Below are 26064 nucleotides of genomic sequence, written 5' to 3' on the forward strand. Positions count from 1 at the left end.
GTGGCCAGGACCGGGAAGCTCAATTCGACATCTTCGGCTACGGTCTTTGCTCCGATATCGCCTAATACCGGGGCGCGGTTGACGTTGTTGACGGTGATGGTGACATTTTCTGTATCTGTACCGGTGCCGTCTGAGATCGTAAAGGTAAGCGTATAATCTTTTGTCTGTGATGTGCCCGCGGCGTCATAACCGGGGATCCATGAGAAAGTCATTGTGCCGGCATCGAAAGTCGCCCCACCTGGTAAATTTGCCGCCGAATATGCTATCGGGTCATTGTCCGCGTCGCTGCCTGAAATCGTGAAGCTAAGCGCCTGGCCTTCATCGATGCTCTGAGCGCCAATTGGATCGATGACCGGCAGATAACCGACGTATATCGCTATGTCTTCCGTATCTGTCAACACTCCGTCCGGAGAATCATCCGTAACTACAAAATGAACGTTCTCATAGGTGCCGGGAAACGCGGGCGTCCATGTAAATACACCTGTGTTCGGATCAAGAGCGGCGCCAACGGGCAGGTTCGTGCATGTATATGTGACATCATCCGCGTCCGGATCAGTAGAAGAGAGCGTGAATGTCAACGGCATAGTCTCATCTATCAACTTATTGCCTATAGGACTAAGGACAGGCGAACGATTGACGTTATTTACTATGATAGAGATGGTTTCAGGATCGGACAGGTCGCCGTCGGAAGCAGTAAAAGTTATGTTCTCATAAAGCGCTGCTTGTTCATAGGTTGGTGTCCAGTTGAACGCCCCTGTTTCGGAGTCGAAGGCCGCGCCGTCCGGCAAATTCTCTACGTAATAGGTGATCGTCTGGCCGTCAGGATCCGTAGCTGATACTGTAAAAGCCAGAGCCTGGACCTCATCGACCGTCTTATTGCCTATCGAATTAAGGACAGGCGGACGATTGACGTTATTGACCGTGATCGGAAAATCCTGAGCAACTATATTAACACCGTCAGTCACCTCGAAACGTATGGAATAGTCGCCTGCCTGGTCGTAATCCGGCGTCCATATAAAGGTCCCGCTGTTCCCGACTGAAGTAAAATTAGCATGGTCCGGCACATTAACCGCCGACAAAGTCAGAGGATCTCCGTCTTCATCGCTCGCGGCTAGGTCTACGGCCAGCGTATCGTCTTCATTTATAGAATTAGCGCCTTCTATGTTAAGGAACGGCAGCGTGTTCACGTTATCGACCGTGATCGTTATATCTTCAGAAACTACATTTACACCGTCAGTTACTTCAAAGTGGACGTTCGGGTAGACGCCTGCGCTCTGGTAGTCTGTATCCCATGTAAATGCCCGGTCTGCAGGGAAAAAGTTTCCACCCGGCAAATTTGACGCGGAATACGTAAGCACATCTCCGTCCTCATCAGTAGCCGATATGTCAAAGCTCAATGTATTAGGCTCGTTCACGACCATATCGCCGATGCGCTCAAGGACAGGCACAGTGTTCACATTATTGACCGTAATCGTTATATCTTCCGCGTAGACATCGAAGCCATCCGTCACCTCAAAATGGACATTGTAATAATTGCCTGCCTGTTGATAAGTCGGCAGCCAGGAAAAGACGCCATTGGTAAAAGTCGCGCCTGAAGGAAGATTGTCCGCGGAATATGTAAGAACATCGTTATCAGCGTCCGTTCCGGTCGGCCCGATTTCAAGCAGTAAATTTTCATCTGTAGACTGGTCGCCGATAGGATCCAGGACCGGAGGCGTGTTGATACGGAACGCGGCGTTAGAATTGTCAAAGGTTGTCCCGGTATGTTCCTTTACCTTAATAAGACAGTTTGCGCTCGGCATATACGGCACAGTGACATTCTCGGTGCCGTCGTTTATCGTATCCGTTACTATGTTCATCCATGAAGCGCCGTTATTGACGGAAAGCTTGATATCGACGTTTCCGACATCTCCCGTGCTGGTCCATTCTATAGTCTGAGTCGCGCCCGGCGAAACAACCTCTCCTCCGTTCGGATAAGTGACGGTTATAGATTTATCGTCGGCGGACGCCTGACAGGCAAACCCAAAAGATAGCGCAAAAAATATACCGGCAAACAGAACCGCTTTTAATCCGGACCAATTCCTCAAAGCCTTCATGACGCCTCCTTTAATTTTTTACAAAAATGTACTTATTAAATATTAAAATTTAAGACATAAAAAATCCCCAATAGCGTCAAGCAAAACATTTTTGCTACTATTGGGGATCGATGGTGCTGTTTCCAAATTTTCCGTTCCGTTCAGGTTGTTTCCCGAGTTATGTAGGTTGATGATAACATTTAAGTGGAACTAAGTCAACTGAAAAAAACTAACTTTTTTATTCCTTACAGGCCGATTTTTGGAATGCCGTCCCGACGGAGATTTAAAGTACCCCGTCGGTGGAAATTGACTTAACCATTGCAAACCTACGAGGTGTGATTACTCAAACCCGTCACACCTCGTAGGTTATTCCAAGTTAAAACCTCGTAGGTTGCCTTTGCGGTATAACTGATAGGCATCCTACGAGGTTAAACATAGATCATTGGTTAACTGCAGGTACCTTAGCTTTGCGCAGGAATTCGGCGCAGTCTTCGGGGACCGAGGAATTGATGAAGATCCCGGAGCCGAGCTCGAACCCGGCAGGCTGGGATATCCTGGGGATGACATTTATATGCCAGTGGAAATGCTGGTCGCCCTTCTCTTTGACCGGTATCGAACGGATGGTGTAATTGAAATCGGGGTTGCCGAGCGCCGAATAGAGCTTGCCCAGCACCGTCTTCAGGTGGCGCGACAGGTCGGCTATCTCCGCCTCATTTATCTCATCGAAAGACGTAGTATGACGCCGCGGGACGATCCACATCATAAAAGGCATTGCCGCCGCGTAAGGGACGAACGTCACGAACGAATCAGTCTCCAGGACAAGCCGGGCCTTTTCCGACAATTCCTGTTTCAGGATGCCGCAGAACATGCATTCGCCGGTGATATCGCTGTATCTGGTCGCCTGCTCTACCCGCGTCCTGATAGCGGGCGGCACTATCGGGGTGGCGACGAGCTGGGAATGGGCGTGCGCCTGGGAACTGCCTGCCTGCGCTCCGTGGTTCTTAAAGATTATTATGGACTCGATGCCGCCCATGCGCTGGATAGCCTCATAACGGTCCTTATACATCCTGATGATGTCGAAAACCTCCTCGTCCTTCATAAAAGGTATGGTCATGTTATGGCGCGGGTGCTCTACCAGGACCTCGTGGACGCCGAAACCGTTGATAAAGTGGTGCGGGCCGTCGAGCGTCCGCGTCCTCTCCAGCGCCGGGGAGAGCGCCGGGAACTTATTGTATACCGCGCGCACCTTCCAGCTTGAGCCGTCCTTTACGCGAAACGTCTCGTCTTTACAGTCTCCTTCGTTGCCGGCGCAGAACGGGCAAGCCGCCTCATATGCAGGAAGCTCGACGGCAACGCCTTTGGCCTTTTTGAAGTCCGAAGGCCGCTTAGCCCTTTCACGCGCTATTATCACCCAGTCGCGCGATATCATGTTATATCTTAATTCCGACATCCATTACCTCCAGCGCCTTTTATTGTTCGAGAGAGCAATGGTTTCTTATAGGCGAATCGAGAACTTCTTCATATCGGTTCTTCTCGACCCTTCGACTTCGCTCAGGGTCGATACCGAGCTTTTGTCGAGGTATCGACGCGCCAGAGTTAAATTAGAGCTTGCTCGAAGAATAAATGGTGCTACTTCTTGAATAGCGATTTTAGCGAATTGATCGTATCGTTGATGTCTTCGCTCTGTCCGGAGGCGTCCGCCGAAGATACCCCTTCCGCGTTTTTGTCGCCGCTGCCCTTATTGATCAGCTTTTTCAACGCGTCGATCCCCTTTTTCTTTAACTTCTCCCCAATGTCGGTGATATACGGCTTCACAAGCTTCATGAGCGACTCCTGGAAACCGCCGAATTCCGGCTTCTCGACTGTGCCGGTAATATTGAATTTCAGTTCCGCGGGATTTATCATATTAAGCGCGTCGATTATCACTCCGACAGGCACAATGCCGACGGCCGTCGCGCCGGCGCCTTTCTGTTCCAGCAGATGGTTCTTCAGCTTTATATCATTGCGTGAATCTATGGAGTCGCCGCGTATGTTTGTCTTCGACCTCATCGTAAGAGCGCCCTTTTTTACCTTAACGGGTAATGAATCCTCATAAATAAACCGGACCGCGTCGAGGTCGATGTCATCGAGCTCGACGTCAAGGCGGACATTCCCGGACGGCGCGCCGGAGCCTTTAGAGAAGAAGATATTGAACTTGCCGGCGGATGATCCTCCCCTATTTACAACGCCTCTAAATTCCACAAGGTCCAGGGCCATCCCGTTCTCCGGGTCATACTTCAGCCCTCCCAGACGGACCTTCGCGCGCTCTACCTCTACCTTCTGTCCGCCTTCGGCTTCGATGTTAACGCGGCCGTTATCTATCGTAAGGTTCCTTATCTCGAAAAGATAGAGGTCCTTCTGCGTCTTGAAACGGACTAGCCTTCCTTTCGGAAGTTCTTCAACCGTCTTAGTCACCTTCCTGGCGCGGGCAGCCGCTTCCCTGGCCTTCTCCCGGGCCTCCCCGGAAGAGCGGCTCTTCACCATCTCGCATGCCTTACCAAACCAGTCCTTCTTCTTCATGGCAAGCTGCCACGCGCTCTCGCCGGGCGCGGCCTCTTTCTTCGCCAGCCGCTCGACATTAAAAGAACCGTCAGGCTCGCCGACCAGGTCTATCTCCGCGCCGCTCATGCGCATGTTCGAGAAGACGATCTGCCGCCTAAGTAGCGCTAACGGGCTTATGCCGACCGAGACATCGTCCGCCTTCGCGATACGCACATCCTTATTATCGGGGTCAAATACCTTAAAATCGTTTATGGTGACCGATAACGTAAGCGGCCAGAAATTCGCCTTACCTATATGTATAGCGGCGTCATGCTTATTTATCTCGGACACAAGGAACGAGGTGACTGCCGGGCTCACGATGAGCCCCACCCCGAAATGGAATATCAGAAGCGCGGCTATTATCATAATAATACCGGGTATATTTACATGCCGCAGAGTTTTTTTCGGCGCCGCTCCGGGGCCGGCGGCTCCGGCGGCCCGCTTCCTTCCCGATATCCGCGCCATGAACGCCGAATTTCTGATCCTATCCAGATACTTCGCGTTTATAACAGCGCTTATCTTTTTTGAAATGAGGTAAACCGGAACGAAAAGCGCGGCCGAAACGGCAAGCCCTCCGGCAACAAGCGTATTATTTATATCCAAATACGCTATGACGGGCATGTGTGTTATCAACCTCCACATCCCGGCAAGATAATCGGCGCCTGCCAGCAGATATGTACCGACGCTTTCTGTAAGCCTGCTTGCTCCCATAAGATATACGGCCTTGAATAGCGGCAGGGCAACCAGCGTCGACATCCGGTTTATCCTGAAGACAAGGAAGAATACCATAAGGAGGAGCGCAATAGGCCCGTTCAACGGGATGAAGCCGAGAAACATCGCCAGGCATACCCCGAGGGCCATTTCGCGCGGAGAGATGTTTGCCTGCAGGAATCTCATCACCTTTAACGGCATATTAATATATGAAAACATCGATAACGTCCTCTTTTTTATTCAATCTAAATCTCACTCGCCATGCTGCGGAGCATCTTTGGCCAGTGACGCCAGGACAAGGGCAATGACACTGAGCAATACGCCGAATGCGAACGCCCCGCGGAACCCTGTTATCGCTATATCCGGGTGTTCCCGGACCTCCGCGAACAGTATGTGCATCTTTGCCGCGTTGAAAAGGATTATCTGCGAGGTTATGAGGACCAGGACGGCCAGGCCCATGGACGATCCGGCATTCGCGCATATCTTATAGACGCCGGAGCCGACGCCATGCCTGCCTGCCGGCACATGGCCCATGACAAGCTTGTTGTTCGGCGCTATGAAGAGGCCCATTCCCATCCCCAGGAATAGCAACGCCAGGGCTATAAGCGCATCCGGCGAATTTTGCCCCACGAAAGAAAGCATTATGAAGGCGACCAGGATCAGGGCCGCTCCGGCAACGCATATCCTGCGGCAGCCCATGCGGTCCGAGAGGATCCCGGCAACCGGGGCAATAAGCATCATTAGTACGGAAGGGAATGTCATGATTAAACCCGCTTTTGCGATATCCAGGCTCCTTACCATTTCAAGATAAAAAGGGAACAGGAAGATGAAGCCTATAACCAGGGCCATGACGAGGAACAGGGCGCCGACGCTGAAAGTGAAATCGAGGTTTTTGAAAAGCTTGAGGTCCAACAGCGGCGCGGGCGCCGTCTTTTCCCTGAAGAAAAAAACGGCGAACAATATTAGCGACGCGGCCGCGAACGAAAATACCGCGAGATGGTCGAAGACCGGCTTCGACATGGAATTGACCGCGTAGAGAAGGGCGCCGAGGGCGAAAAACAGCAGCGCCGCGCCGGGAAGGTCAAACCTCTTTTCGGCGGGCGGGATGTGTTTCCACGGCAGGACTTTCAAGGACAACAGGACGACAAAGATGCCCGCGGTGATGGAGAATACAAAGTTGTAACGCCAGTTAAGGACGCTGTTGATGTAACCGCCCAGAAGCGACCCGGCAACCATGCCGAAACCCTGGAACATGGCATACAACCCGAACGCCCTGCCTCTTATGTTTTGCGGCAAAAACGCGGTGATGAGCACTATCTCCATCGGGCTGTAGACCGCCTGCCCGCACGACTGGAACGTGCGCGCCAGGAGAAGCGTGTGGAACGTCGGTGAGATCGCGCACAGGAAGCCGCCGACGGCGAATCCGCTAACGCCGACCAGGAATATCTTTTTGTAGCCGACGATGTCGGCCAATTTGCCGAAACCGAGAAGCAGACTCGTTATTATCAAGAGGTATATTGTGGGGAGCCACGCTACATCGATCAATCTTACCTTGAAATGGCTGGCTATAACAGACAGAGAAATGTTCAGGCTTGCGTAGTCATAAGTCACGAGGAAACCGACGAGGCAGATGATGACGATAACTAGCAGCTGCTTTTTTTTATCTTCTATGACGTATTCGTCTGCCAATGCTACCTCGCTTCTTTGCTCGAGTAATGACAAATCTATGATAGTAGGGGAGGTTTAAACCTACCCTACACCGGAAGCGATGAGGACCGTTACGTTATTCTTCAGAACCTCTATAAATCCGTTTCGGTCCGAATTGAATATCTCGCGATCGCCCGATTCTTTTTTTACTGTGATCCTGCCGGAGCGCAGATTAGCTATTAACGGCGCATGGTCGGCCAACACTCCCATGAAGCCTGATTCGGAAGGAACGACCAGGGAAACGGCCCTGCCTTCATATACGACCTTTTCCGGAGAGAGTATGGTGAGGTTGAACGGTTTTGCCATTAGATAAGCCTTACGCTTTCAGCTGTTTGCCTTTTTCGATTGCCTCTTCGATAGTGCCGACCATATAGAACGCCTGCTCGGGAAGGTCGTCGAGCAAGCCCTCTATTAGCATCTTAAAACCTTTTATCGTGTCCTCAAGCTTCACATACTTGCCTTTAGTCCCGGTGAACTCCTCCGCGACGAAGAAAGGCTGGGAAAAGAATTTCTGTATCTTGCGCGCGCGGGCAACGATCAGTTTGTCGTCTTCTGAAAGCTCGTCTATACCGAGTATCGAGATGATATCGCGAAGGTCCTTATAACGCTGGAGGACCTTCTGGACGCCGACGGCGGTATTGTAATGCTCCTCGCCGACGATCTTCGGGTCCATGATGCGCGATGTGGATTCGAGCGGATCGACGGCAGGGTATATGCCGAGCTCCGATATCTGCCTCGAGAGGACCATGCACGCGTCGAGATGGGAGAATGTAGTCGCCGGAGCCGGGTCGGTGAGGTCATCCGCCGGGACATATACCGCCTGGACGGACGTTATGGAACCGCGTTTCGTAGATACGATACGTTCCTGGAGCTGCGCCATCTCCGAGGCGAGGCTCGGCTGGTAGCCGACGGCCGACGGCATCCTGCCTAAGAGCGTCGAGACCTCCGAACCGGCCTGGACGAACCTGTATATGTTGTCGATAAAAAGAAGGACGTCCATACCCGCTTCGTCGCGGAAATACTCGGCCATCGTGAGCGCCGAGAGGCCCACGCGGAACCTGGAGCCCGGCGGTTCGCTCATCTCGCCGAATACGAGAGCCGTCTTCTTTATTACGCCGGACTTGTTCAGTTCAAGCCAAAGCTCATTTCCCTCTCTCGTCCTCTCGCCCACACCCCCGAATACCGATACGCCGCCGTGTTCGGAGGCAATATTACGTATTAGTTCCATCACTATAACGGTCTTTCCCACACCGGCGCCTCCGAAGAGCCCTATCTTGCCGCCTTTCGGATATGGCGCCAGCAGGTCTATGACCTTCAGGCCCGTCTCAAGCATCTCCGAGACAGGCACCTGTTCCTGGAACGAGGGCGGCTGCCTGTGTATGGGGGCGCGTTTATCAGGATGCGCGACCGGCCCCAGATCGTCCGTAGTATCGCCGAGCATGTTGAATATGCGGCCTATCGTCTGTTCTCCTATCGGAACCGTGATCGGAGAGAGCGTATCCCTGGCCTTCATACCCCGCGCGAGCCCGTCGGTCGGCCCGAGAGCGATGCAGCGGGCCGTAAAATTCCCCGTAAGCTGTTCCACCTCGAGCGTCAAATTAATGGACTTCTCCTTATCCTCGACCTTGATGGCGTTCAATATCTGCGGCGCCTCTCCCTCCGGAAAGACTATATCGACTATCGGCCCTATTACCTGTATTATCTCACCATATGCCATATGAAGCTCCTATCCAAGCTTTGGCTGAATCCCGCCCCCAGCTGACTCCAGGCGGGATGAAGCTCCCGTTCAGTCTCTCAGCACTTCGGCGGCGGACGCGATCTCGATCACCTCTCTGGTGATCGAGGCCTGCCGCGCTTTATTCCTCATCAGCGTAAGCGTGTCGATGAATTCGTCCGCGTTGTCGGTCGCGGCCTTCATCGCGATCATGCGGGACGAGTGCTCCGACGCGAACGCGTCGAGGAGCGTAAGGCGCAGCTTTTCCGATATATACGCCGGTATAAGCGAATCGGCGGCGGCCCTGATATCAGGCTCTACCAGGTACTCGAGCCCCGCTTCATTTTTCGTATATTCGATGTTCAGGATCTTCTGCACCTTTATCTTGTAACGCAGCATAGAATTGAAATGCGTATGCGCGGTATAGACCTCATCGACGATATTGTTGAGGAACATGGCGATAAGGCCGTCGGATATATCTTTCGACGCTTCATACGAATATTTTCCGTGCAGCCCGACGTAATATCCGCTTATCTCGAAACCGCGAGCCTTAAAAAAATTATATCCTTCCTTCCCTACCAGAACCAGCTTCACCTTGTCTTTATCATACGCTCTCATGAACTCCCCGCACGAGCGCATTACGGCGTGGTTGTATGTGCCGCATAGCCCGGTATCCGATGTCATCACGCAGAGGGCTATGCTGCCGCCCCCCGGACGCTTCTCGAGCAGCGGATGGCTGACCTCCGTGCCTGACGCGAGCAGGTCGTTCAATATCGTCTCCAGTTTATTAAAATACGGCCGTGACTGGAATAGCGTCGACCTGACACGGTTCAATTTCGCCGCGGAGATCATCTGCATGGCCCGCGTTATCTTGCGGGTAGACTCGACGCTGCGGATCCTGCGTTTTATATTCTGCAAGGATTGGATCATACCTTATACTCTGCTTTGAACTCTTCCTTAAATTTCGTTATCGCGCTGTTGAGCCTGTCCATAAGTTCGGGGGCGAGCTCGCCCTTCGATTCTATCTGTATCTCGATGTCGGGATGCAGACTCTCCATATATTTATAAAAAGCTATTTCAAATTTACGCAAGGCGGCGACGGGCAGGTCGTCCAGGAAACCGTTAGTCCCCGCGTACAGGATCATGACCTGCTTAGAAAGCGGGAGCGGCTCATATTGCCCCTGCTTCAACAGCTCTACCATCCGCTCGCCGCGCGAGAGCTGCGCCTGCGTCGTCTTGTCGAGCTCAGAACCGAACTGCGTAAAGGCCGCGAGCTCCCTGTATTGGGCCAGGTCGAGGCGGAGTTTTCCCGCCACCTGTTTCATCGCCTTCTTCTGGGCGTTGCCGCCCACCCTGGAAACGGAAAGGCCCACGTTGATGGCCGGGCGGATGCCCGCGTAGAAAAGGTCGTTCTCCAGATATATCTGGCCGTCAGTTATCGAGATGACGTTCGTGGGTATGTAGCTCGTGATGTCGCCGGCCTGCGTTTCTATTATAGGAATGGCCGTAAGCGAGCCGCCTCCATGTTTATCGGTTAATTTCGCGGCGCGCTCCAATAGACGCGCGTGGAGATAGAATATATCGCCGGGATACGCCTCCCTGCCCGGCGGGCGCCTTAATAACAGAGAGAGCTGCCTGTATGCCTGGGCATGCTTGGAGAGATCATCGTAAATGACAAGCGCATGCTTGCCCGAATACATCAACTCTTCGCCGATGGCGGTGCCGGCATACGGCGCCAGATATTGAGAGGTAGCCGCCGCGCGGGATGAGGCGCTCACTATCGTCGTATATGACATGGCCCCGTATTTTTCCAGCGTATCGTGGACCGATACTATATTCGACAGCTTCTGCCCTATAGCCACATAGACGCAGTAGACGCCTTTATTCTTCTGGTTTATTATCGTATCGAGGACTATAGCCGTCTTTCCGGTCTGTCTGTCGGCTATTATCAGTTCGCGTTGTCCGCGGCCTATCGGTATCATGGCGTCGACGGCCTTTATTCCCGTCTGCAGCGGTTCCTTAACGGGCTGGCGTTCGATGACGCTCGGCGCGTGCGCCTCGAGAGGCCTGCGCCTGTGTGATTCTACAGACCCCTTGCCGTCTATAGGCTTGCCGAGGGAGTTGACGACCCTTCCCACTAGCGAGTCACCGACCGGGATATCGGCCACTTTGTACGTCCTCTTTACTATATCGCCTTCCTTTATATTCTTCTCGTCGCCGAAGATGACTATGCCGACCGACTCTTCTTCGAGGTTGAAGACCATGCCCGTTATGTCGCCCGGGAATTTTACGAGTTCTCCGGCCATGACGTCGTCGAGGCCGTATACGAGGGCGATCCCGTCGCCTACCTGCAGGACCGTGCCCGTAGACTCCATCCTGACACGGGTCTTATATTTCTCAAGCTCTTTCTTTATTATAGACGTTACTTCTTCGGGTCTCAGTTCCATTATTTCAACTCATCCTTAGCGCCGTCATCTTCTCTTTTATCTCTTCGAGACGTTTCTTCACGGATCCGTCGATCACCTTATTCCCGACATCCACCTTCACCCCGCCGAGTAGATCCGGATCCAGCTTCACATAGAGTTGGAGCTTCTTATTCATCTTACGCTCCATGGCGTCCTTTATCGACCGGACCAGGTCTGTATCCAGCATGTAACTTGTGCTCAGGACAGCTTCGACCTTTTCGCCGTGCGCGTATTTAATACGGGCGTAATCGGCTATCTGGAAAAATATCTCCACACGGTCCTTTTTCAGGAGCAGTTTCAAAAAATTGCGCAGGTCCTGCGAAAAACTTTTTGCGAATACCTCGTCTATAACGCCGCATTTTTCATTATAGGTTATTACCGGCTTGCCCAGGAATTTTAAAAATTCAGGATTGTCGCGGAAGACGTCTTTGGCGTTCTTAAGCTCCTCGAGCGCCTCCTCAAATCCTATCGCGCCCCTGGCGTATTCCAGAAATCCGTCGACATACCTCTTCGCGAGTATCATTTCTTCTCCACGCCCTCCAGGAACTCCTCCACCATCTTCCTGTCCGTCTTTTCGGTCAGTTTCTCCTGCACCACCTTTTCGGCGACCTCTATCGCAAGGTCCACTATATCGTCCTTAAGAACCTCGCGCGCTTTTGAGAGTTCGTCCTTCACGGTATCCTTTGCGGCCAGGATCAGCTTCTGCGCCTGGGCCTCGGCGCTCTTCTCTATTTCGGCGGCAACGCCTTTACCCTCGGCTATCGCCTCCTGCATCTTCGCTCGCGCGGCGTCTTCTATCTTCGTGAGCTTCGCCTCGTATTCGCCCCTCAGCTTAACGGTCTGGGCCTTCGCGTCCTCGATCCCCTTGAATTCGGACGCGATCCGCTCCTTGCGGTCATCCAGTATCTTAAGGAACTTTTTCCAGACAAGAAGGCGCAGCAGGACGAAGAGTATAAGGAAACTCACGACCTGAGCGACTATCTGGCTTGCGCTTAAAAGTTTGAATAATTCCATTGTAAACTCATTTCCGGGTTTAGTTGTAAGTGGTAAGTTTTAAGTTGTAAACACTGATTTATTACAGCATACCACTTACAGCTTATAACTTACAACTTACGACTTTTTTTAGATTTTCCCCGCCAGGCCGAATACGAAGACGAGCGCGTATATCGTAAGAGCCTCGATAAAGGCGCAGCCCGTCGCCATATTTATTAATATCTTCGTCGACGCCTCCGGCTGCCTGGACGTCGCGTCCATCGCGGCTGCGACGGCCTTACCCAACGCTATCGCCGAACCGAACCCCACAAGCCCCAATCCAAGCGGAAGGCCTATAGACAACACTGCCTTATAATCCATGTTCCACCCCCGATTTGTTGTAATTTCACTCTGACAAATCGTCCCGAGCCATTGTAATCTAACTCATGTGGCGAGGGACTACATCTTTAACTACACTATTTTAAGCCTCTTCGTGCGACAATACAAGCGCGAAGTATATAGTCGTCAGCAGACAGAATACGACGGCCTGCACTACCGACGCCAGTATCGCGATAAGGCTGTTAAAGAACAAGAGCGGGACGCCCTTAACGCCGAAGCCGGATATGAAAGCGAGCAGCATATCGTCTCCCCATATGTTGCTCCTGAGACGGAGCGAGAGGCTTATCGGCCTTATCAGTTCGCCTACTATATGGAGGAATAGCATCATAACAGGCGTGAATATCGTAAAGGCCACTATCCCGCGAGGCTTGCCTAAAAGGTGGTCTATATAGCCGAGGAAGCCGAGTTCTTTGATGCCGGCGTATTGGATATAGAAAAAGACGCAGATCGCGAGCGCCAGCGTTATGGACCAGCTAGTCGTAGATGATTTCATCAGCGGAATAAGGCCGGATAGATTCATGAAGAGGATATATATGAACAGGGTCCCGATAAAAGGAGTATACTTCCTGCCTTTGGGGCCTATTATGCCGCAGACGAAATCGTCCACCCCGCCGACGAACAGTTCGCAGGCAGCCTGAAGCCTCCCGGGGACCATGGCCTTTTTCCTCGACGCGAAAAAGGCTATTATCGTTATGACGCCGACGATAAAGACGGAGAATATGATATTTTCCCACGCCAGCAGGAACTCTTTAGCGGGAGTCCCTTCGAGCGAATCGGCAATGAGCGATACTAAATTCGGCGACTCAGTCATTTAACCCTTCTTCTCCGCCTGCAGAGCTGCCTTGACTATCTTGACCGTCTCCGCGACGCTTCCGATGAAACCCAGTGTTATGAAAATAAGCGACACGTAGGACGGCGATCCAAATCTCTTCTCCAGGTAATCCCCCAGGAAATATCCGCCCAGCGGGCCTGCGGCCATGACAAAAGGCAGAAAAGAGAGGAGCCCTCCTATCTTTATCCACCTGTATACGCCGCTCCTTCGCTTTCCGTCAATCGCCATAGGTTTATCCGGTCTTTAGTTCACGCGGACAGGCATTATGATGAACGGTATGCCTTTCTGGTGAAGCCTGCGCTGGACCGCGAAAGTAGTATGGTTATAGAACATCCTGGTGAATATCGTATCCTGGGCGAATACTATCTGGCCTCCGAAAAATACGGTCCGGGGATACTCTTCGAATATCTTAATGGCGATATCCGACAGTTCATCCGCCACATCCGTGCCGTAAGTGGAAAAACCTTTGGCGTAGTAACCCTGTTTCTTCATATATCCCACATAACGGTCTAAACCTTTTACGACATGGTGTTTGAGCTTCTCTATATCTTCCGCGCCTTTAAAGTTACCCGCGCCGACTACGCCCGCCTCGAGAAAGAAGAAGTTCTTGAAACTGCTGCCGAAAAGGTGCATCACATTGAAAAGGGTATGAAGCCCCATGCCGTTAAACCCCGTGACGAGGATGACCGCGGTCTTCGACTCCGGGTCATACTTGGGCGCTGCGCCGTTCTCCAACGCGAGCCCCTGTGAGCATTCAGGTTTCGGAAGATCGGTGACATTTATAAGAGTGTCGAGACGCTTCAGGAGGGTCAACGTCCCGTTGTAGTAGCGTTTTATCGTCATGGCCAGCGCTACGAGAGAGCCTGTGATAAAGATAGTGACCCAGCCTCCTTCATGAAATTTAATAATTATGATGGACATAAGGATAAAAGCGGTCATCGCCAACCCCAGGCCGTTTATACATATCTTCTTCAGCCAACGCTTGATCTTGTTCCTCTTCCTCCACCAATAACGCACCATGCCGAGCTGGGACAGGAAAAACGTGATGAAGACGTTTATACTGTAAAGAACGACGAGATATTTCACCGAACCGCGGCTTGCGATCATCAATACGATCGACGCGGTGCCCATCAGGAGTATGCCGTTCTGCGCGACGAATCGTTCGCTTAAAAGCGCGAACTGGAACGGGAACCACCGGTCCTGCGCCATATTGGATATGACCCGGGGGCCGTCCAGGAAACCCGTCTGGGCCGCGACAAAAAGAAGGACCGCTTCGGAAAAAAGCGTAACTAAAACGAAGATAGAGCCGATATCGCCCCAATTGGCGGTCATATTTTCAAAAAGGACGGCATTCAGGGTCTTGCCGGGCTGATGCTGCACTTTGTAAAAGAGATATCCAAGCATCAATCCTACGGCGAGAAACGCGAGGGAAACGGCCATGTACTTCATAGTCTTTTTCGCGGTCTCTACCTGGGGTTCCCGCAAAAACGGCACACCGTTGGATGTAGCCTCGATACCTGTAAATGTCCCGGCGCCCATGCTGTACGCGCGCATTATTAATATGAGCACACCGACTACACCTACCTCGGCTGTCGCGCTTCTGACATCGGCCACAGTAGCCCCGGCGACCGCTCCAAGATCCGAAGCATGGGTAATGAAACCATACACTACCGCGAAAACGTGCGTGATTATGAAAGCGAGGAAGATCGGGACAAGGGGCAGGATAGATTCTTTTACGCCCCTCATATTCAATAAGATCATCACAAACACGATCACTACGGCAAAAGCGAGCCTGTATGGGTACCATTCTCTGGGAAGAAAGCTGAAAAGCGCGTCGGCGCCGCTGGCTATCGATATCGTGATGGTAAGGACATAGTCTATGATGAGCGCGCAGCCGGAGACCATGCCTGTTGTGGGCGAAAGCAATTTGCTGGCGACGAGGTATCCGCCGCCGCCATGGGGAAAAAGTTCGATTATCTGCGAATAACTGTAGCTTATGACAAATATCGTTACCGCGGTGGCAAGAGCCACAAATATTCCCAAAAACATGTGGCTCTTCAAGGCGAGGAATGCTTCTTCGGGGCCGTAACAGCAGGAGCTTAAGCCGTCGGATCCGAGCCCCACCCATGCGAAGAAAGCGACGAGCGATATCTTATGGAAAAGGTTCGGCTCCTGGAGACTCCTCGCCTTTCCGATGAGCAGACCCTTTATCTTCTTAAATAGTGACGGTTCAGGCTGATCGTCCACGCATAACCTTCAGTCAAACACTTTAATTACACCTACGAGGTGTGATTACTTCGACCCGTCACACCTCGTAGGTCTTCACCTCGGAGATTGATTTTTTACGATTGCTGCGCTAATTCCGGAGCCGACTTTTTGCTGTGCAATATCGCCCATATGAGAGCCGCGCATAGTATCGCCACAGTGAGCCAGCCGCCGAACCCGAGCTTATTATACTGCACGACTATCGGCGCGATTATGACCGAGACGAGATTGACGACCTTTATCATGGGATTGAGCGCCGGGCCCGCGGTATCCTTCAGCGGATCGCCGACCGTGTCGCCGACTACGCCGGCTTTGTGCCGCTCCGAACCCTTGCCCGTATTATCGGTTACGCTGCTTATTTCGTCTTCTATCGTCTTCTTCGCGTTATCCCAGGCGCCTCCGGCGTTCGACATAAATACCGCCAAAAGCTGTCCGGAAAGTATTATACCTGCCAGGAAACCGCCGAGAGCCTCTACCTGCAGAACAAGCCCTACGAGGATAGGAGAAGCTATGCATATAATAGCCAGGCTCACGAGCTCTTTCTGCGCCGCGGACGTCGATATAGCCACCGCCTGCTTGTAATCGGGCTTCACCGTACCGTCCAGGACCCCGAGGCGGAATTGGCGCCTGACTTCTAAAACGATCAAAGAGGCCGCGCGGCTGACCGCCTGGATGGAGAACGAGGAGAAGAGCCACGGTATCGCGCCGCCTATCAGCATACCCACGAAGACCTGGGGAACGGAAACACGTATACCTATACTGTTAAGCTGGTCGGCCGCGGCCATGCCTAACGAAGCCTGGACCTTGCTGACGTCGACCATATATGAACCGAAGAGCGATACGGCCGCTATTACCGCCGATCCTATCGCCACGCCTTTAGTAATGGCTTTTGTGGTGTTACCCACCCCGTCGAGGTCCGCCATTATCTTACGGGCCGAGCGCGTATTTTCATCATTCTCCGCGTGCCATGCCATCTCGCCGATGCCGTTCGCGTTGTCCGCGATCGGTCCGAAGGAGTCCATGGCCACGTTGTTGCCTGTAAGCGTCAGCATACCTATGCCTGTCATGGCAACACCGTAGAGTATATAAGTGATGCGCTCGACGGCCGACACATCCGGCATCGAACCGAATATCAGTATCGAGGCGAATATCGTCGCGGCGATGACGAGTATAGACCATACGGAAGACTCGAAACCGACAGCTATGCCGGATAGTATCGTTGTGGCCGGGCCTGTGCGCGTCGATTTATTTATCTCCCGGACAGGCTTTGCTTCGGTGCCGGTAAAATATTCGGTAAGGCGGTCTATCGTTATAGCGAGCAGCACACCGATGGCAGTAGCCAGGAACGGCCTCCACCATCCGCCCGGAAGTTTATTCATATAGAAATACGCGAGCGCGCCGAATAACGCTATTGATATGCACGCCGACGTAACGAATCCTTTGAATATCGCGTGCATAGCGTTGTCGCTCTTAGCCGACTGGCTTCCCTTAACGGCGTATGTGCCTATTATGGAGCACAGGACGCCTATGCCGCGGACGAGGAGCGGATAGATTATCCATTCCAGCCTGTGCGTCAGGTGGTAGAGAGCAAGCCCCAATATCAAACCGGATACTATAGTTACTTCGTATGATTCGAATATATCGGCTGCCATACCGGCGCAATCGCCTACATTATCGCCGACGAGGTCCGCGATGACCGCCGGGTTCCTCGGATCGTCTTCAGGTATACCCGCCTCGACTTTCCCTACGAGGTCGGCGCCGACGTCGGCAGCTTTCGTGTAGATGCCGCCGCCCACCCTCATGAAGAGCGCGAGGAGCGTGCCGCCGAAACCAAAACCGAGCAGCGCGTCAGGCGCGGCTATGCCGAACGTTATAAATATGATAGTGCCGCCGAAAAGCCCGAGGCCGTCGGTCAGCATACCGGTGATCGTCCCTGTACGATAAGCTATGCGAAGCGCGTCGCCGAAAGATCTCCTCGACGCCGCGGCCACGCGCACATTGCCCTGTACGGCCATGCGCATGCCGAGCTGCCCCACGATAAGCGAAAAGATCGCGCCCATAACGAACGCGAGAGCCCGTCCTATTCCTACGATCAGGCGGACAGCGTCCTCCGAACGGCCGGCAAACCTCTGCATCGCTTCCTGGGAAGGCGGAACTATATATACGGAAAAGAAGAGCGCGAATGTGAGAAGTACTATTAACGGTAGTATGGAAAATAACTGCTTGCGCAGGTAAGCGTCCGCGCCTTCGCGTATGGCGTTCCAGACCTCCTGCATCTTAGGCGTGCCTTTATCCTCGCGCAATATCTGGCTGCGGAGGAAGAGCGCGTAGAGAAGTCCCAGAAGAGATATCCCCATAACGCTCCATATCGCAACCAGCTCAAACGTCGTGATCCCTGCTATCATTTTTGTTACTCCTTTCTGCTTCGCCCATCATCTTATTATAAGTTTGGTATAAAAAAATGTCTTCCAGCTTACCATACCCAGAAGACATTATTATATAGTATTTTGACATGATTGTAACACCAAATCGGGCTAAGGTCAATCCTTTTCATGAGGCCGCGTGACTGCCCGCGAGATAGCCCGTAGAGAACGCCTGCTGCAGGTTGTAGCCTCCGCTCGGCGCCGAGCCCTCTATAACTTCACCCGCAAAATAGAGCCCCGGCACGACCTTAGACTCCATCGTCCTAGGGTCTATATCCTTCATCGACACTCCCCCGCCAGTCACCATAGCTTCCTCTAAAGGAAGGCTGCCGGTAATAGTCAGCTTAAAGGCTTTAAGCGCGCTGATAATGGCGGCGCGCTCTTCTTTTGTTATCTGGTTCGTCCTCTTACCGTGATGTATATTCAATTGCCTTAAGAATACGTCTATCATCCTTTTAGGCAATATATCCTGCATGAGGTTCTTCATCTGGACGTTGCCTTTAACGGTGAATTTATTGACGAGCTTGGACTCTAACTGCTCATTCTTCAGGCCCGGTTTGAGGTCGATGGTCATCGGTATCTCCGGGTATTTTTCAACGGCGGACATTATTTCACCGCTTAAGTCCAGGACAAGCGGCCCGGATACGCCGAAGTGCGTGAACATCACTTCGCCTATCTCGGAGACGATCTTCTTTTTACCGACGTGGAAAGTTATGCGGACGTTCTCGAGGCCGATCCCCTGAAGATCTTTGACCCATGCCTCTTTGGCCTTAAGCGGGACGAGCGCGGGCCTGAGCGTCGCTACCGCATGCCCCGCTTTGCCGGCAAGAATAAACCCGTCCCCGGTCGAACCCGTCGCCTTATAAGACGCCCCTCCCGCGGCGACGATCACTTTCTTCACGTCGAGACGGGCGCCGCCTTCCGAGATAAGCGTAAACGCCCCTTTCCGGCCTTCGACGCTGATGATCCGCGCGCCATAGATAATTTCTACCTTATTTTCCTTGAGACAATCTTCCAGCACAGATATCACTGAACGGGCTTTGTCCGTCACGGGAAATACGCGGCCCTGCCTTTCGGCTTTCAGTTCCAAACCCCTCGAGCGGAAGAACTCCGTCAGGTCCTCGTTAGAGAACGCAAAGAACGCGGTCCTGTAGAACTCGCCCTTCGGGCCGAACTTCTCCATAAAGACGTCGATGGAAGCCGTATTTGTGATATTACATCTTCCCTTGCCGGTTATCATTATCTTGCGGCCTATCGAGTCGTTCCTCTCTACGAGACAGACGGAGGACTTTAGCGCGCCGGCCCTTATCGCCGCCATCGTTCCCGCGGCCCCGCCGCCTATAACGGCTATGTCATATATCATGGATAGATCCTTTATTAACTGACCCTTACTATTATACCTTATATCAGAACCTGAAATGGACAAATATTCTCCCGAAATTCTTGTCGTCTTTCTCTACGCGATGATAGAGCCTCTTTATCTCCGGCGAATCCAGGAACCGCAGGACGCGTTTCTTCAGTTGTCCGCTTCCTTTGCCGGGGATTATCTCAACTAACGCGATCCTCTTCTCGACGGCCTCTCTCACGACCCGGCTCAACTCCGCCTCGATCGCGCAGCCCTTATTGAATATATCATGCAGGTCCAGTTTGATCTTCGCCACAGTCCTCTCCTCCTTCGCCTATTCCCCCCTGAAGACGTTTTTTATATCCTCTGCCATATCGGAAAAACTCGGCCTTATCTTGAACATGGGCTCTTCCAGAGTGCCGACGACGTCGATATAAGTATATTTCCCTATCGCGACGGCCAGGTTCATCTTCGCGCCCGGATACATGGCCTCTTCGGCCAGTTCGGATTTGAGCGCCGCTTTTATAGACTTATCGAACCCGATCCTCCCCGCCCCGGAAAGATCGAGAAGGCCGCTCCTCAAGATGAGGTCGTTCGTGGTGAACGCTTCATCCTCGATCCTGAAGTTGCACGACCCATCGGCGAATACGATATCGCTGAAATCGCTCGTAAATATCAGCATGCCCAGGCCCTTAAAAAGATCCAGCTGCCACAGTTTCCCTTTTGCTATCGATATCTTGCCTGCGCCGCCGACGGCAGACGCATCCTTCAATGAGCCGTTAATACCGCAGTATATCTTGATATCGCCGGAAACGTCTTTGTCCTTAAAACCCATATCTTTCTTGAGCAACTCAAGCCTGACTTCTTTTATGTCAAAGTTTGCCGAATAAGGAAGGTCTTTCCGGTTCCAGTCCACTTTTGCCGCGGCCCATAGGGACCCGCCGTAAAAAGAAGAGCGCAAGGCCCTTATCTGCCCCAGGCCTTTTTCCTGGAAATAATTCATCGTAGGCCTCTCGAGTTTCAGGCCGTAAAGCGACAGGTAAGCGCTCTTCACGCCGGTTTCGATCTTACATCCCTTAATATCTTTAATATCGCCGTCCGTGGAAAATTCCGCGTTGACCCTTCCTTCGGCCTTTGCCTTGTCCTGAAATTCCCGGAGGGCGGCTATCCCATTCAGGTCCTTAAGATCGATATCGAGAACGCCTTTTATCTTTGCCGGCAGAGCGCCTGGGTCTCCCGTATCCACCGAGCCTGTGACCGAAAAATAAGAGTTGAGATACTTGCCGTCGAGCTTCGAGAAGTTCAGCGTCTTGCCGGCAATGGCGAGGACGGACTCGAACGACATCTCTTTAGACGACACATCCAACTGGATCCCGGGAGACTTGAAATTGGTCAATTCGCCGGACGACTTATAGACCTTGCCGCCGCATGTAAGATCGACCCCGGACCATTTCAGGTTGTTCGGCGTAAAATGCGCTTCCCCCTTGACGTGTTCCAGCAGCATATTCCCGCCGCCCAGTCTTATCATGGCGTCCTGCGCGCGGATATATCCGTTCAGCTTTGGCGGATGGTCGCTCCGTATCTGGATCGCGCAATCGATCTCTCCCTTGCCGGCAAGGACAACGCCCAGGTCCATGCCGAATTTCTCTTCGAGTCCCCTCTGGAACGCGCTAAGCACCGTTTCGCAACCTGCGTATATATCGAGTATCGGGTCATTATAATTTACCAGGTTTATCTTCACCTTCCACTGTATCCCGAGCGCCTCCACAAGGACATTATCGGACGACAGCCTGGAGTCATCGAACTCCACTTTCGCTTTGATCCCACTGAGCTCTCCGATCGCCTCTATGCCGGAGATGTCCATAGAGCGGATATCGGCTGTCCCGGCATACTCTGTCTGCCCGGACCTTGTATCGTACCGGACATATGCCTTAATGAACGAATCTACGCGGGCGCTTATATTATCTTTCAGGACATTAAGCCTCTTCGTCTCGGCTTTTATCCCGGCATCTATTATGCCGCCTGCGCTGTCGATCGAGATCTTCGCGCCGACCGTCCCTTCGGGAAAATAGAAACCCGAGGCGCCGTAATATTCCGTAAAGTCCATAAGCTGTATGTCGTCGATCACGCACTCGGCGCGTAATTCGTCTTTCGGGACCGAATATTCGCCCGACGCCTTTATCCCGGCGGGAGGATCGGTCTCGAGCGCTCCGGAAAAAGTGAAGACGACCTTGTTCCTGATAGAGAAGCGGATATCCAGATCGGCCTTTGTCAGGCGCTTCTTAAAAGGAGGTTCAAGCGTATGGTCGACAAACTCGATACTGCCGTTCTTTAATTTCAGCCTGCGTATGGCTACATTCAGGCCGCCCGGCGAGATATACTCTTTCGGGATAAGTTCCAGTATCGGAAACGAATTATCGGGCATGCGTTCTACCAGGAGCGTCGGGGATTCTATCTTCAACTCCGGTATGATGATCATCTTCTTAAGGACCGGCATCGCTAAAAGAAGACAGCTTGCCTTTTTAGCTCTAAAGACGACGGAGGAGCCGTCATACAGGACGGGACCGTCTATGACGAGGCCTGTGGCCGGATTGACACGGATCGACTGAAAGAATAGTTTCTTGCGGGTAGCTCCTTCTATCTCATTCATGAGCGCCAGCTTCATGTTCGAAGCCAGGGCCAGGGCATTCATATACGCCGACGCGGCCGATACGATCAGTATTAACGCTGCGAGAAAGATGAATATTATTTTTTTCCGGCGTCTTCTCTGCATCTGATCACGCGTTTTTTTCCGCCATATCTCCGGCTATCGGGATCTTGAACTTCTCGCCCTGATATGCCTTTATCATAAGGACTATCCAGAGAACGAGCTCCGCCGTCCAGAATATCACGCTTAATACGGGGATGAACCCGATGATGACGCCGGCCAGGAACAGAGTTCCGAATACGATAATTGACTGCATCGCGTGGAACCGGACGAACTTATTCTCTTTTTCAACAAGATAAAAGATCACTCCCGTAATAAAACCCAGCAGATAACTCAGGAGCGCCGCCATATTCGGCTCTATGCCGGTAGACGACTTACCTAAACTTTTATTCTCCATATAATGCCCCCTTTCCAGCCAGTTTCAATACTACTTTGTATAACCCATCCACGACCCTGGACATCCTCTGATAATCCAGCGTTCCATAAGTATCACCTTTGGTGTGCATATATGGATTGCGGTATATGCATGTATCGGAAAACCATACCGCTTCATAGCCGAACGTCCAGAAGGCCCGGTTATCGGACGTAACCAACTCAGGAACAAGCGGCGCGGGCGCGGCCATGTATTCGACAGGCATGTCGGAGGCCTTCTTAAATTCGTCTACGACCTTGCGAAGCAGGTTAGACGACCCCGTCTCTGCGCATATGCCTATAAAATTACCTTTATCCGGGTAGAAGAATTTGAAGATGAGCGGATATTTTTGGGAACCGGGTTCATCGGAATAATAGCCGATCATGTCGATGCATAAAACAGCCTCTATATCCTCATGCGTCGCTTTCGCCTCTTTGGCGTACCTGTAGCTGCCCGTATCGGGGTCATCAAACAGGATATCCACCTCTTCATTCGTAAAAGCGATGAATTTAACCGTCTTGTCCAGGTCTACATCACGCGCCCGCCTGGCCAGTTCCAGGACGGCGGCGACGCCCGAGGCATTATCGTCCGCGCCCGGGGCCTCGCAGTAAGTGTCGTAGTGGGCGCAGATTATTATTATCTTATCTTTTCTGCCTGAACCTTCTTTGACGGCGATAATATTGCGGTAAGGCTTATCCCGGAACCCCTTCTTCTGCATATGGTAAGACTGTTCTTCGGGGTCATAACCGTATTTAATGAACTCCTCTTTTATGTAGTCCGCGGCGCGCTGCAGGCTATCGTAATTGGACGTGTTCCTCTTGCCTATATCCGCCGAGAGGAACTTCACGTGTTCCCGTATCGTATCGCCGGCGTATGCGTCGGATATTATGAAGAACGCCGCCAGTGTTATCGATAGGATCCGCTTCATTTTTTTCGCTTTTTTGAACCCGCCTTCTTCTTCGCGCCGGTATGCCGGGACTCTTCATGCCGGCTCTTACCAAAATCGCTTACACGAAGATTATCCTGATGCCTGGGCATTTCATCGCGGTGACTTTTGAACGGGCCGCCTGTCTTGCGCTTCGAAAAACATTCTTTGCAATAGACCGGACGGTCTCCGCTTGGCTTGAAAGGCACCTCGCATCCTTTGCCGCAATCGGCGCAGACCGCTTTATGAAGGGTCCTCTCCCTGAAATTCGTATCGCGATTCGCGTCGGAGGGCCGCTGTGAATTGCCGAAATGCTGGAACGGCCTTGGAGCGTGTTCCGCGTTGAAGGGCTTCGCCGCGGGCTTGTTGATCAACGAGTCTATCTTCTTCTCCAGAAAAACCAGTTGCTGCTGTATCTTGGCCAGCATCTCTGTTATATCCGGCTTGTCCTGCGGCGGAGAATAGCTTTTGTGTTTCGATTGCTTTTTCATCTTACTCCTTTTTCTCTATATGCCGCTTCTTCGAAAAGCGGCGGTTAGCATTGCCTGTTACGGATATAATTATCTACCTTTCTTGCTCATATCTTTTCATCCTCTCCGGCGGTATCCTGCAGTTTACCGCGCACGAGGTCTCTCAAAGCCGCAAAATCGGCGATCCGGTAAGACGACGTATCGATCGGCGGGAATATCACCAGCCTCCCCGACACTTTCGTCTTGAAGATCCAGCCGCCCTTGGGGATGGCCTCTCTTGTGCCGCCGATAAATACGGGCAACAGAGGTTTCTTTTCCCGTATGGCCAGCTTAAAAGCGCCGTTCTGGAATTCATTCATGTCGTCCGTGCCGCTGCGCGTGCCTTCCGGGAAGAAGAGCATGGATACGCCGCTCCTGAGCCGCTCGGCCGCCTGCCTGTAGACCTTTTTTATACTGCCGAATTCTCCCCTGGAAAGCATGATGTGGTCATTGACCCAGAGCAGCCCGCCGATGAAAGGCAATTTAAGAAGGCTCTTCTTGGCTACCCATTTAAAGTACATGTGCGTCTTATATATGATTATTATATCGGCAAAACTTTGATGGTTGGCGACGACCACATACGTCTTATTGTGGTCGATATTTTCCAGCCCCTCCACCTTGATCTTCCAAAAGGGGTTCATGGCTACGAGCGCGTCCGCCCACCAGAAACACTGGGCATGCACAAGCCTTTCCCTGTTGGCGACCTGAAAAGGCATCTTCTTTATGATGAGGCTGGAAAGAAAAGCGGCCGCGGTGATGACAACGCCCGCGATCCATATAAGTATCGATATGACGATCTTCATTACTATCTCTTCCTGCGGACCTTATCGAATACCTCTTTATTTATAGCCTGCAGATCTACCGGCTTCCCGGCGGCCTTCAGTTTTTTGACCGTCGCGCGAACCATCAACCGCTTGATCTTCTTCTGCTCCGTTACGCTCTTTTTTCTCTTGCCGAATCCGCACTTCTCGCTATAAAGCCCCATCACTATCCTCCCGGTTTATACTGCTGTTAAAACGGCATTTCATTACGTATTATTATATTTTATAACCATTTTTTGCGCTTGAAGAACATAAGCATAAAAATAGTTATGACGCCCATGGTTAATATGACGCCCGGATAGCCGAAGTCGTGCTCCAGCTCAGGCATGTGTTTGAAGTTCATACCGTAGATGCTCGCTATAAGCGTAAGGGGCATCATTATGGTGGCTATAATGGTTAGGGTCTTCATTATCTCATTCAGCCGGTTCGATACGATCGAGACATAGGCCTCCATAGCGCCCGATATGACGTCGCGAGACGTCCCCACTATATCGTTGAAACGCACCATGTTGTCGTAAAGGTTCCTGAAGTACATGATATTCGACGGCGTTATATACTTATAAGTCCCCCTCGACAGCATTCCTATGACATCCGCCTGCGGCCCTATGGTGCGCCGCAAGTTCATAACGTCGTTCTTGAGATTGTATATCTTCTGGAGCGTCCCCTGGTCCGGTGATTTGAAAAGTTCGTCGCTCATGACGTCCACCATATCGTCGAATTCGTTGATGATGGGGAAATAATTATCGATGCACGATTCTAGGATGGAATAAAGGAGCATATCGGCCCCGTGCATTATCATGGGAGACTGCTTCCTGACCCTGTCCTTGCAGGTCGCGATAGAGCTGGATTGTTCGCCGTGGAATGTGATGAGGAAGTTCCTGCCCAGGCAGCAGTCGACCTCCGCCATGGCGATCTTGCCTTTCTGGCTGTTATTGCCTCCCTGTATGGAGATGATCACCATAAACAGGTAGTCGGGGAACTCTTCTATTTTGGGCCGCGTGTTGGGCATAATAAAATCTTCAACGGTGAGCGGGTGGAGGTTAAACACATTGGTAAGCACGTCTATATCGTTATCGTCTATATCGCAGACGTCGAGCCACAATACGGCTCTCTCGTCTTTTGTGGCGCTCACCATCTCTTCCGGCGTAATGCCTGTCTTAAATCCATGCTCGGGATGGTAATAATGATTTTCATACATGGCG

24 protein-coding genes are annotated in these 26064 nt (G+C 52.1%); all 24 read right to left on the reverse strand.

Features of this window, described 5'->3' with window-relative positions; all coding sequences use genetic code 11:
- Positions 1 to 2096 (reverse strand): putative Ig domain-containing protein (locus WC592_04325; GenBank protein MFA4981677.1); only part of this gene is annotated, 2096 nt, incomplete at its 3' end.
- A gap of 418 nt (positions 2097 to 2514) precedes the next feature.
- Entirely contained in the window at positions 2515 to 3525 is a 1011-nt protein-coding gene (gene galT, locus WC592_04330) for a galactose-1-phosphate uridylyltransferase (protein MFA4981678.1), read from the reverse strand.
- A gap of 179 nt (positions 3526 to 3704) precedes the next feature.
- Positions 3705 to 5567 carry a DUF748 domain-containing protein gene (locus tag WC592_04335; GenBank protein MFA4981679.1) on the reverse strand — a complete coding sequence of 621 codons (1863 nt, stop codon included), beginning with the start codon at positions 5565 to 5567 and terminating at the stop codon, positions 3705 to 3707.
- 51 nt (positions 5568 to 5618) lie between these two features.
- Positions 5619 to 7055 (reverse strand): MFS transporter, encoded by a 1437-nt coding sequence (locus tag WC592_04340; GenBank protein ID MFA4981680.1) that lies wholly within the window; start codon positions 7053 to 7055, stop codon positions 5619 to 5621.
- A 60-nt stretch (positions 7056 to 7115) separates the two neighbouring features.
- Positions 7116 to 7379: a F0F1 ATP synthase subunit epsilon gene (locus WC592_04345; protein ID MFA4981681.1), complete on the reverse strand. Its 264-nt coding sequence runs from the start codon at positions 7377 to 7379 to the stop codon at positions 7116 to 7118.
- 10 nt (positions 7380 to 7389) lie between these two features.
- The gene (gene atpD, locus WC592_04350) at positions 7390 to 8790 is read right to left on the reverse strand and encodes a F0F1 ATP synthase subunit beta (GenBank protein ID MFA4981682.1); all 1401 of its coding nucleotides are present in this window, start codon (positions 8788 to 8790) and stop codon (positions 7390 to 7392) included.
- Between the two features lie 69 nt (positions 8791 to 8859).
- Complete coding sequence (gene atpG, locus WC592_04355; protein ID MFA4981683.1) at positions 8860 to 9717, reverse strand: ATP synthase F1 subunit gamma; 858 nt, start codon at positions 9715 to 9717, stop codon at positions 8860 to 8862.
- A complete protein-coding gene (gene atpA, locus WC592_04360) occupies positions 9714 to 11234 on the reverse strand; it encodes a F0F1 ATP synthase subunit alpha (GenBank protein MFA4981684.1) in 1521 nt (506 codons plus the stop codon). The genes atpG and atpA overlap by 4 nt, the downstream gene beginning before the upstream one ends.
- A 4-nt stretch (positions 11235 to 11238) precedes the next feature.
- Positions 11239 to 11775 (reverse strand): ATP synthase F1 subunit delta, encoded by a 537-nt coding sequence (gene atpH, locus WC592_04365; protein ID MFA4981685.1) that lies wholly within the window; start codon positions 11773 to 11775, stop codon positions 11239 to 11241.
- The gene (atpF, locus tag WC592_04370) at positions 11772 to 12266 is read right to left on the reverse strand and encodes a F0F1 ATP synthase subunit B (protein MFA4981686.1); all 495 of its coding nucleotides are present in this window, start codon (positions 12264 to 12266) and stop codon (positions 11772 to 11774) included. The genes atpH and atpF overlap by 4 nt, the downstream gene beginning before the upstream one ends.
- Before the next feature lie 108 nt (positions 12267 to 12374).
- Positions 12375 to 12605, reverse strand: a complete 231-nt coding sequence (locus tag WC592_04375; GenBank protein MFA4981687.1) for an ATP synthase F0 subunit C — start codon at positions 12603 to 12605, stop codon at positions 12375 to 12377.
- Between the two features lie 100 nt (positions 12606 to 12705).
- Positions 12706 to 13434, reverse strand: a complete 729-nt coding sequence (atpB, locus tag WC592_04380) for a F0F1 ATP synthase subunit A (protein ID MFA4981688.1) — start codon at positions 13432 to 13434, stop codon at positions 12706 to 12708.
- The gene (locus WC592_04385; GenBank protein ID MFA4981689.1) at positions 13435 to 13683 is read right to left on the reverse strand and encodes an AtpZ/AtpI family protein; all 249 of its coding nucleotides are present in this window, start codon (positions 13681 to 13683) and stop codon (positions 13435 to 13437) included.
- 15 nt (positions 13684 to 13698) lie between these two features.
- Positions 13699 to 15702: an APC family permease gene (locus tag WC592_04390; protein ID MFA4981690.1), complete on the reverse strand. Its 2004-nt coding sequence runs from the start codon at positions 15700 to 15702 to the stop codon at positions 13699 to 13701.
- Positions 15703 to 15797: 95 nt separating this feature from the next.
- Positions 15798 to 18125: a sodium-translocating pyrophosphatase gene (locus WC592_04395; GenBank protein ID MFA4981691.1), complete on the reverse strand. Its 2328-nt coding sequence runs from the start codon at positions 18123 to 18125 to the stop codon at positions 15798 to 15800.
- A gap of 145 nt (positions 18126 to 18270) precedes the next feature.
- Positions 18271 to 19506 carry an NAD(P)/FAD-dependent oxidoreductase gene (locus WC592_04400; GenBank protein ID MFA4981692.1) on the reverse strand — a complete coding sequence of 412 codons (1236 nt, stop codon included), beginning with the start codon at positions 19504 to 19506 and terminating at the stop codon, positions 18271 to 18273.
- Positions 19507 to 19549: 43 nt separating this feature from the next.
- Positions 19550 to 19804, reverse strand: a complete 255-nt coding sequence (locus WC592_04405; GenBank protein MFA4981693.1) for a Smr/MutS family protein — start codon at positions 19802 to 19804, stop codon at positions 19550 to 19552.
- Between the two features lie 18 nt (positions 19805 to 19822).
- Positions 19823 to 22261, reverse strand: coding sequence for a DUF748 domain-containing protein (locus tag WC592_04410; GenBank protein ID MFA4981694.1), 2439 nt, complete (start codon positions 22259 to 22261; stop codon positions 19823 to 19825).
- Between the two features lie 4 nt (positions 22262 to 22265).
- Positions 22266 to 22592, reverse strand: a complete 327-nt coding sequence (locus tag WC592_04415) for a DUF4870 domain-containing protein (protein MFA4981695.1) — start codon at positions 22590 to 22592, stop codon at positions 22266 to 22268.
- Positions 22582 to 23535: a M20/M25/M40 family metallo-hydrolase gene (locus WC592_04420; GenBank protein ID MFA4981696.1), complete on the reverse strand. Its 954-nt coding sequence runs from the start codon at positions 23533 to 23535 to the stop codon at positions 22582 to 22584. The genes WC592_04415 and WC592_04420 overlap by 11 nt, the downstream gene beginning before the upstream one ends.
- On the reverse strand, positions 23532 to 24023 hold the full coding sequence (locus tag WC592_04425; GenBank protein ID MFA4981697.1) for a CxxC-x17-CxxC domain-containing protein: 492 nt from the start codon (positions 24021 to 24023) through the stop codon (positions 23532 to 23534). The genes WC592_04420 and WC592_04425 overlap by 4 nt, the downstream gene beginning before the upstream one ends.
- A gap of 86 nt (positions 24024 to 24109) precedes the next feature.
- On the reverse strand, positions 24110 to 24844 hold the full coding sequence (locus WC592_04430; GenBank protein ID MFA4981698.1) for a lysophospholipid acyltransferase family protein: 735 nt from the start codon (positions 24842 to 24844) through the stop codon (positions 24110 to 24112).
- A 2-nt stretch (positions 24845 to 24846) separates the two neighbouring features.
- Positions 24847 to 25026, reverse strand: a complete 180-nt coding sequence (locus WC592_04435; GenBank protein ID MFA4981699.1) for a hypothetical protein — start codon at positions 25024 to 25026, stop codon at positions 24847 to 24849.
- Positions 25027 to 25085: 59 nt separating this feature from the next.
- Positions 25086 to 26060, reverse strand: a complete 975-nt coding sequence (gene corA, locus WC592_04440) for a magnesium/cobalt transporter CorA (protein MFA4981700.1) — start codon at positions 26058 to 26060, stop codon at positions 25086 to 25088.
- Positions 26061 to 26064 lie beyond the last annotated feature (4 nt).

The sequence above is a fragment of the Candidatus Omnitrophota bacterium genome, from assembly GCA_041648975.1.
Taxonomy (GTDB): Bacteria; Omnitrophota; Gorgyraeia; order 2-01-FULL-45-10; family 2-01-FULL-45-10; genus JAQUSE01.

Coding starts and splice junctions, on each gene's coding strand:
- corA (MFA4981700.1), bottom strand. CDS start 26,060: ATGTATGAAAATCATTATTACCATCCCGAGCATGGATTTAAGACAGGC.
- WC592_04425 (MFA4981697.1), bottom strand. CDS start 24,023: ATGAAAAAGCAATCGAAACACAAAAGCTATTCTCCGCCGCAGGACAAG.
- WC592_04385 (MFA4981689.1), bottom strand. CDS start 13,683: ATGGCGATTGACGGAAAGCGAAGGAGCGGCGTATACAGGTGGATAAAG.
- atpF (MFA4981686.1), bottom strand. CDS start 12,266: ATGGAATTATTCAAACTTTTAAGCGCAAGCCAGATAGTCGCTCAGGTC.
- WC592_04435 (MFA4981699.1), bottom strand. CDS start 25,026: ATGGGGCTTTATAGCGAGAAGTGCGGATTCGGCAAGAGAAAAAAGAGC.
- WC592_04395 (MFA4981691.1), bottom strand. CDS start 18,125: ATGATAGCAGGGATCACGACGTTTGAGCTGGTTGCGATATGGAGCGTT.
- WC592_04415 (MFA4981695.1), bottom strand. CDS start 22,592: ATGGAGAATAAAAGTTTAGGTAAGTCGTCTACCGGCATAGAGCCGAAT.
- atpB (MFA4981688.1), bottom strand. CDS start 13,434: ATGACTGAGTCGCCGAATTTAGTATCGCTCATTGCCGATTCGCTCGAA.
- WC592_04410 (MFA4981694.1), bottom strand. CDS start 22,261: ATGCAGAGAAGACGCCGGAAAAAAATAATATTCATCTTTCTCGCAGCG.
- WC592_04420 (MFA4981696.1), bottom strand. CDS start 23,535: ATGAAGCGGATCCTATCGATAACACTGGCGGCGTTCTTCATAATATCC.
- WC592_04335 (MFA4981679.1), bottom strand. CDS start 5,567: ATGCCGTTAAAGGTGATGAGATTCCTGCAGGCAAACATCTCTCCGCGC.
- WC592_04345 (MFA4981681.1), bottom strand. CDS start 7,379: ATGGCAAAACCGTTCAACCTCACCATACTCTCTCCGGAAAAGGTCGTA.
- galT (MFA4981678.1), bottom strand. CDS start 3,525: ATGTCGGAATTAAGATATAACATGATATCGCGCGACTGGGTGATAATA.
- atpD (MFA4981682.1), bottom strand. CDS start 8,790: ATGGCATATGGTGAGATAATACAGGTAATAGGGCCGATAGTCGATATA.
- WC592_04400 (MFA4981692.1), bottom strand. CDS start 19,506: ATGATATATGACATAGCCGTTATAGGCGGCGGGGCCGCGGGAACGATG.
- atpG (MFA4981683.1), bottom strand. CDS start 9,717: ATGATCCAATCCTTGCAGAATATAAAACGCAGGATCCGCAGCGTCGAG.
- atpA (MFA4981684.1), bottom strand. CDS start 11,234: ATGGAACTGAGACCCGAAGAAGTAACGTCTATAATAAAGAAAGAGCTT.
- atpH (MFA4981685.1), bottom strand. CDS start 11,775: ATGATACTCGCGAAGAGGTATGTCGACGGATTTCTGGAATACGCCAGG.
- WC592_04430 (MFA4981698.1), bottom strand. CDS start 24,844: ATGAAGATCGTCATATCGATACTTATATGGATCGCGGGCGTTGTCATC.
- WC592_04375 (MFA4981687.1), bottom strand. CDS start 12,605: ATGGATTATAAGGCAGTGTTGTCTATAGGCCTTCCGCTTGGATTGGGG.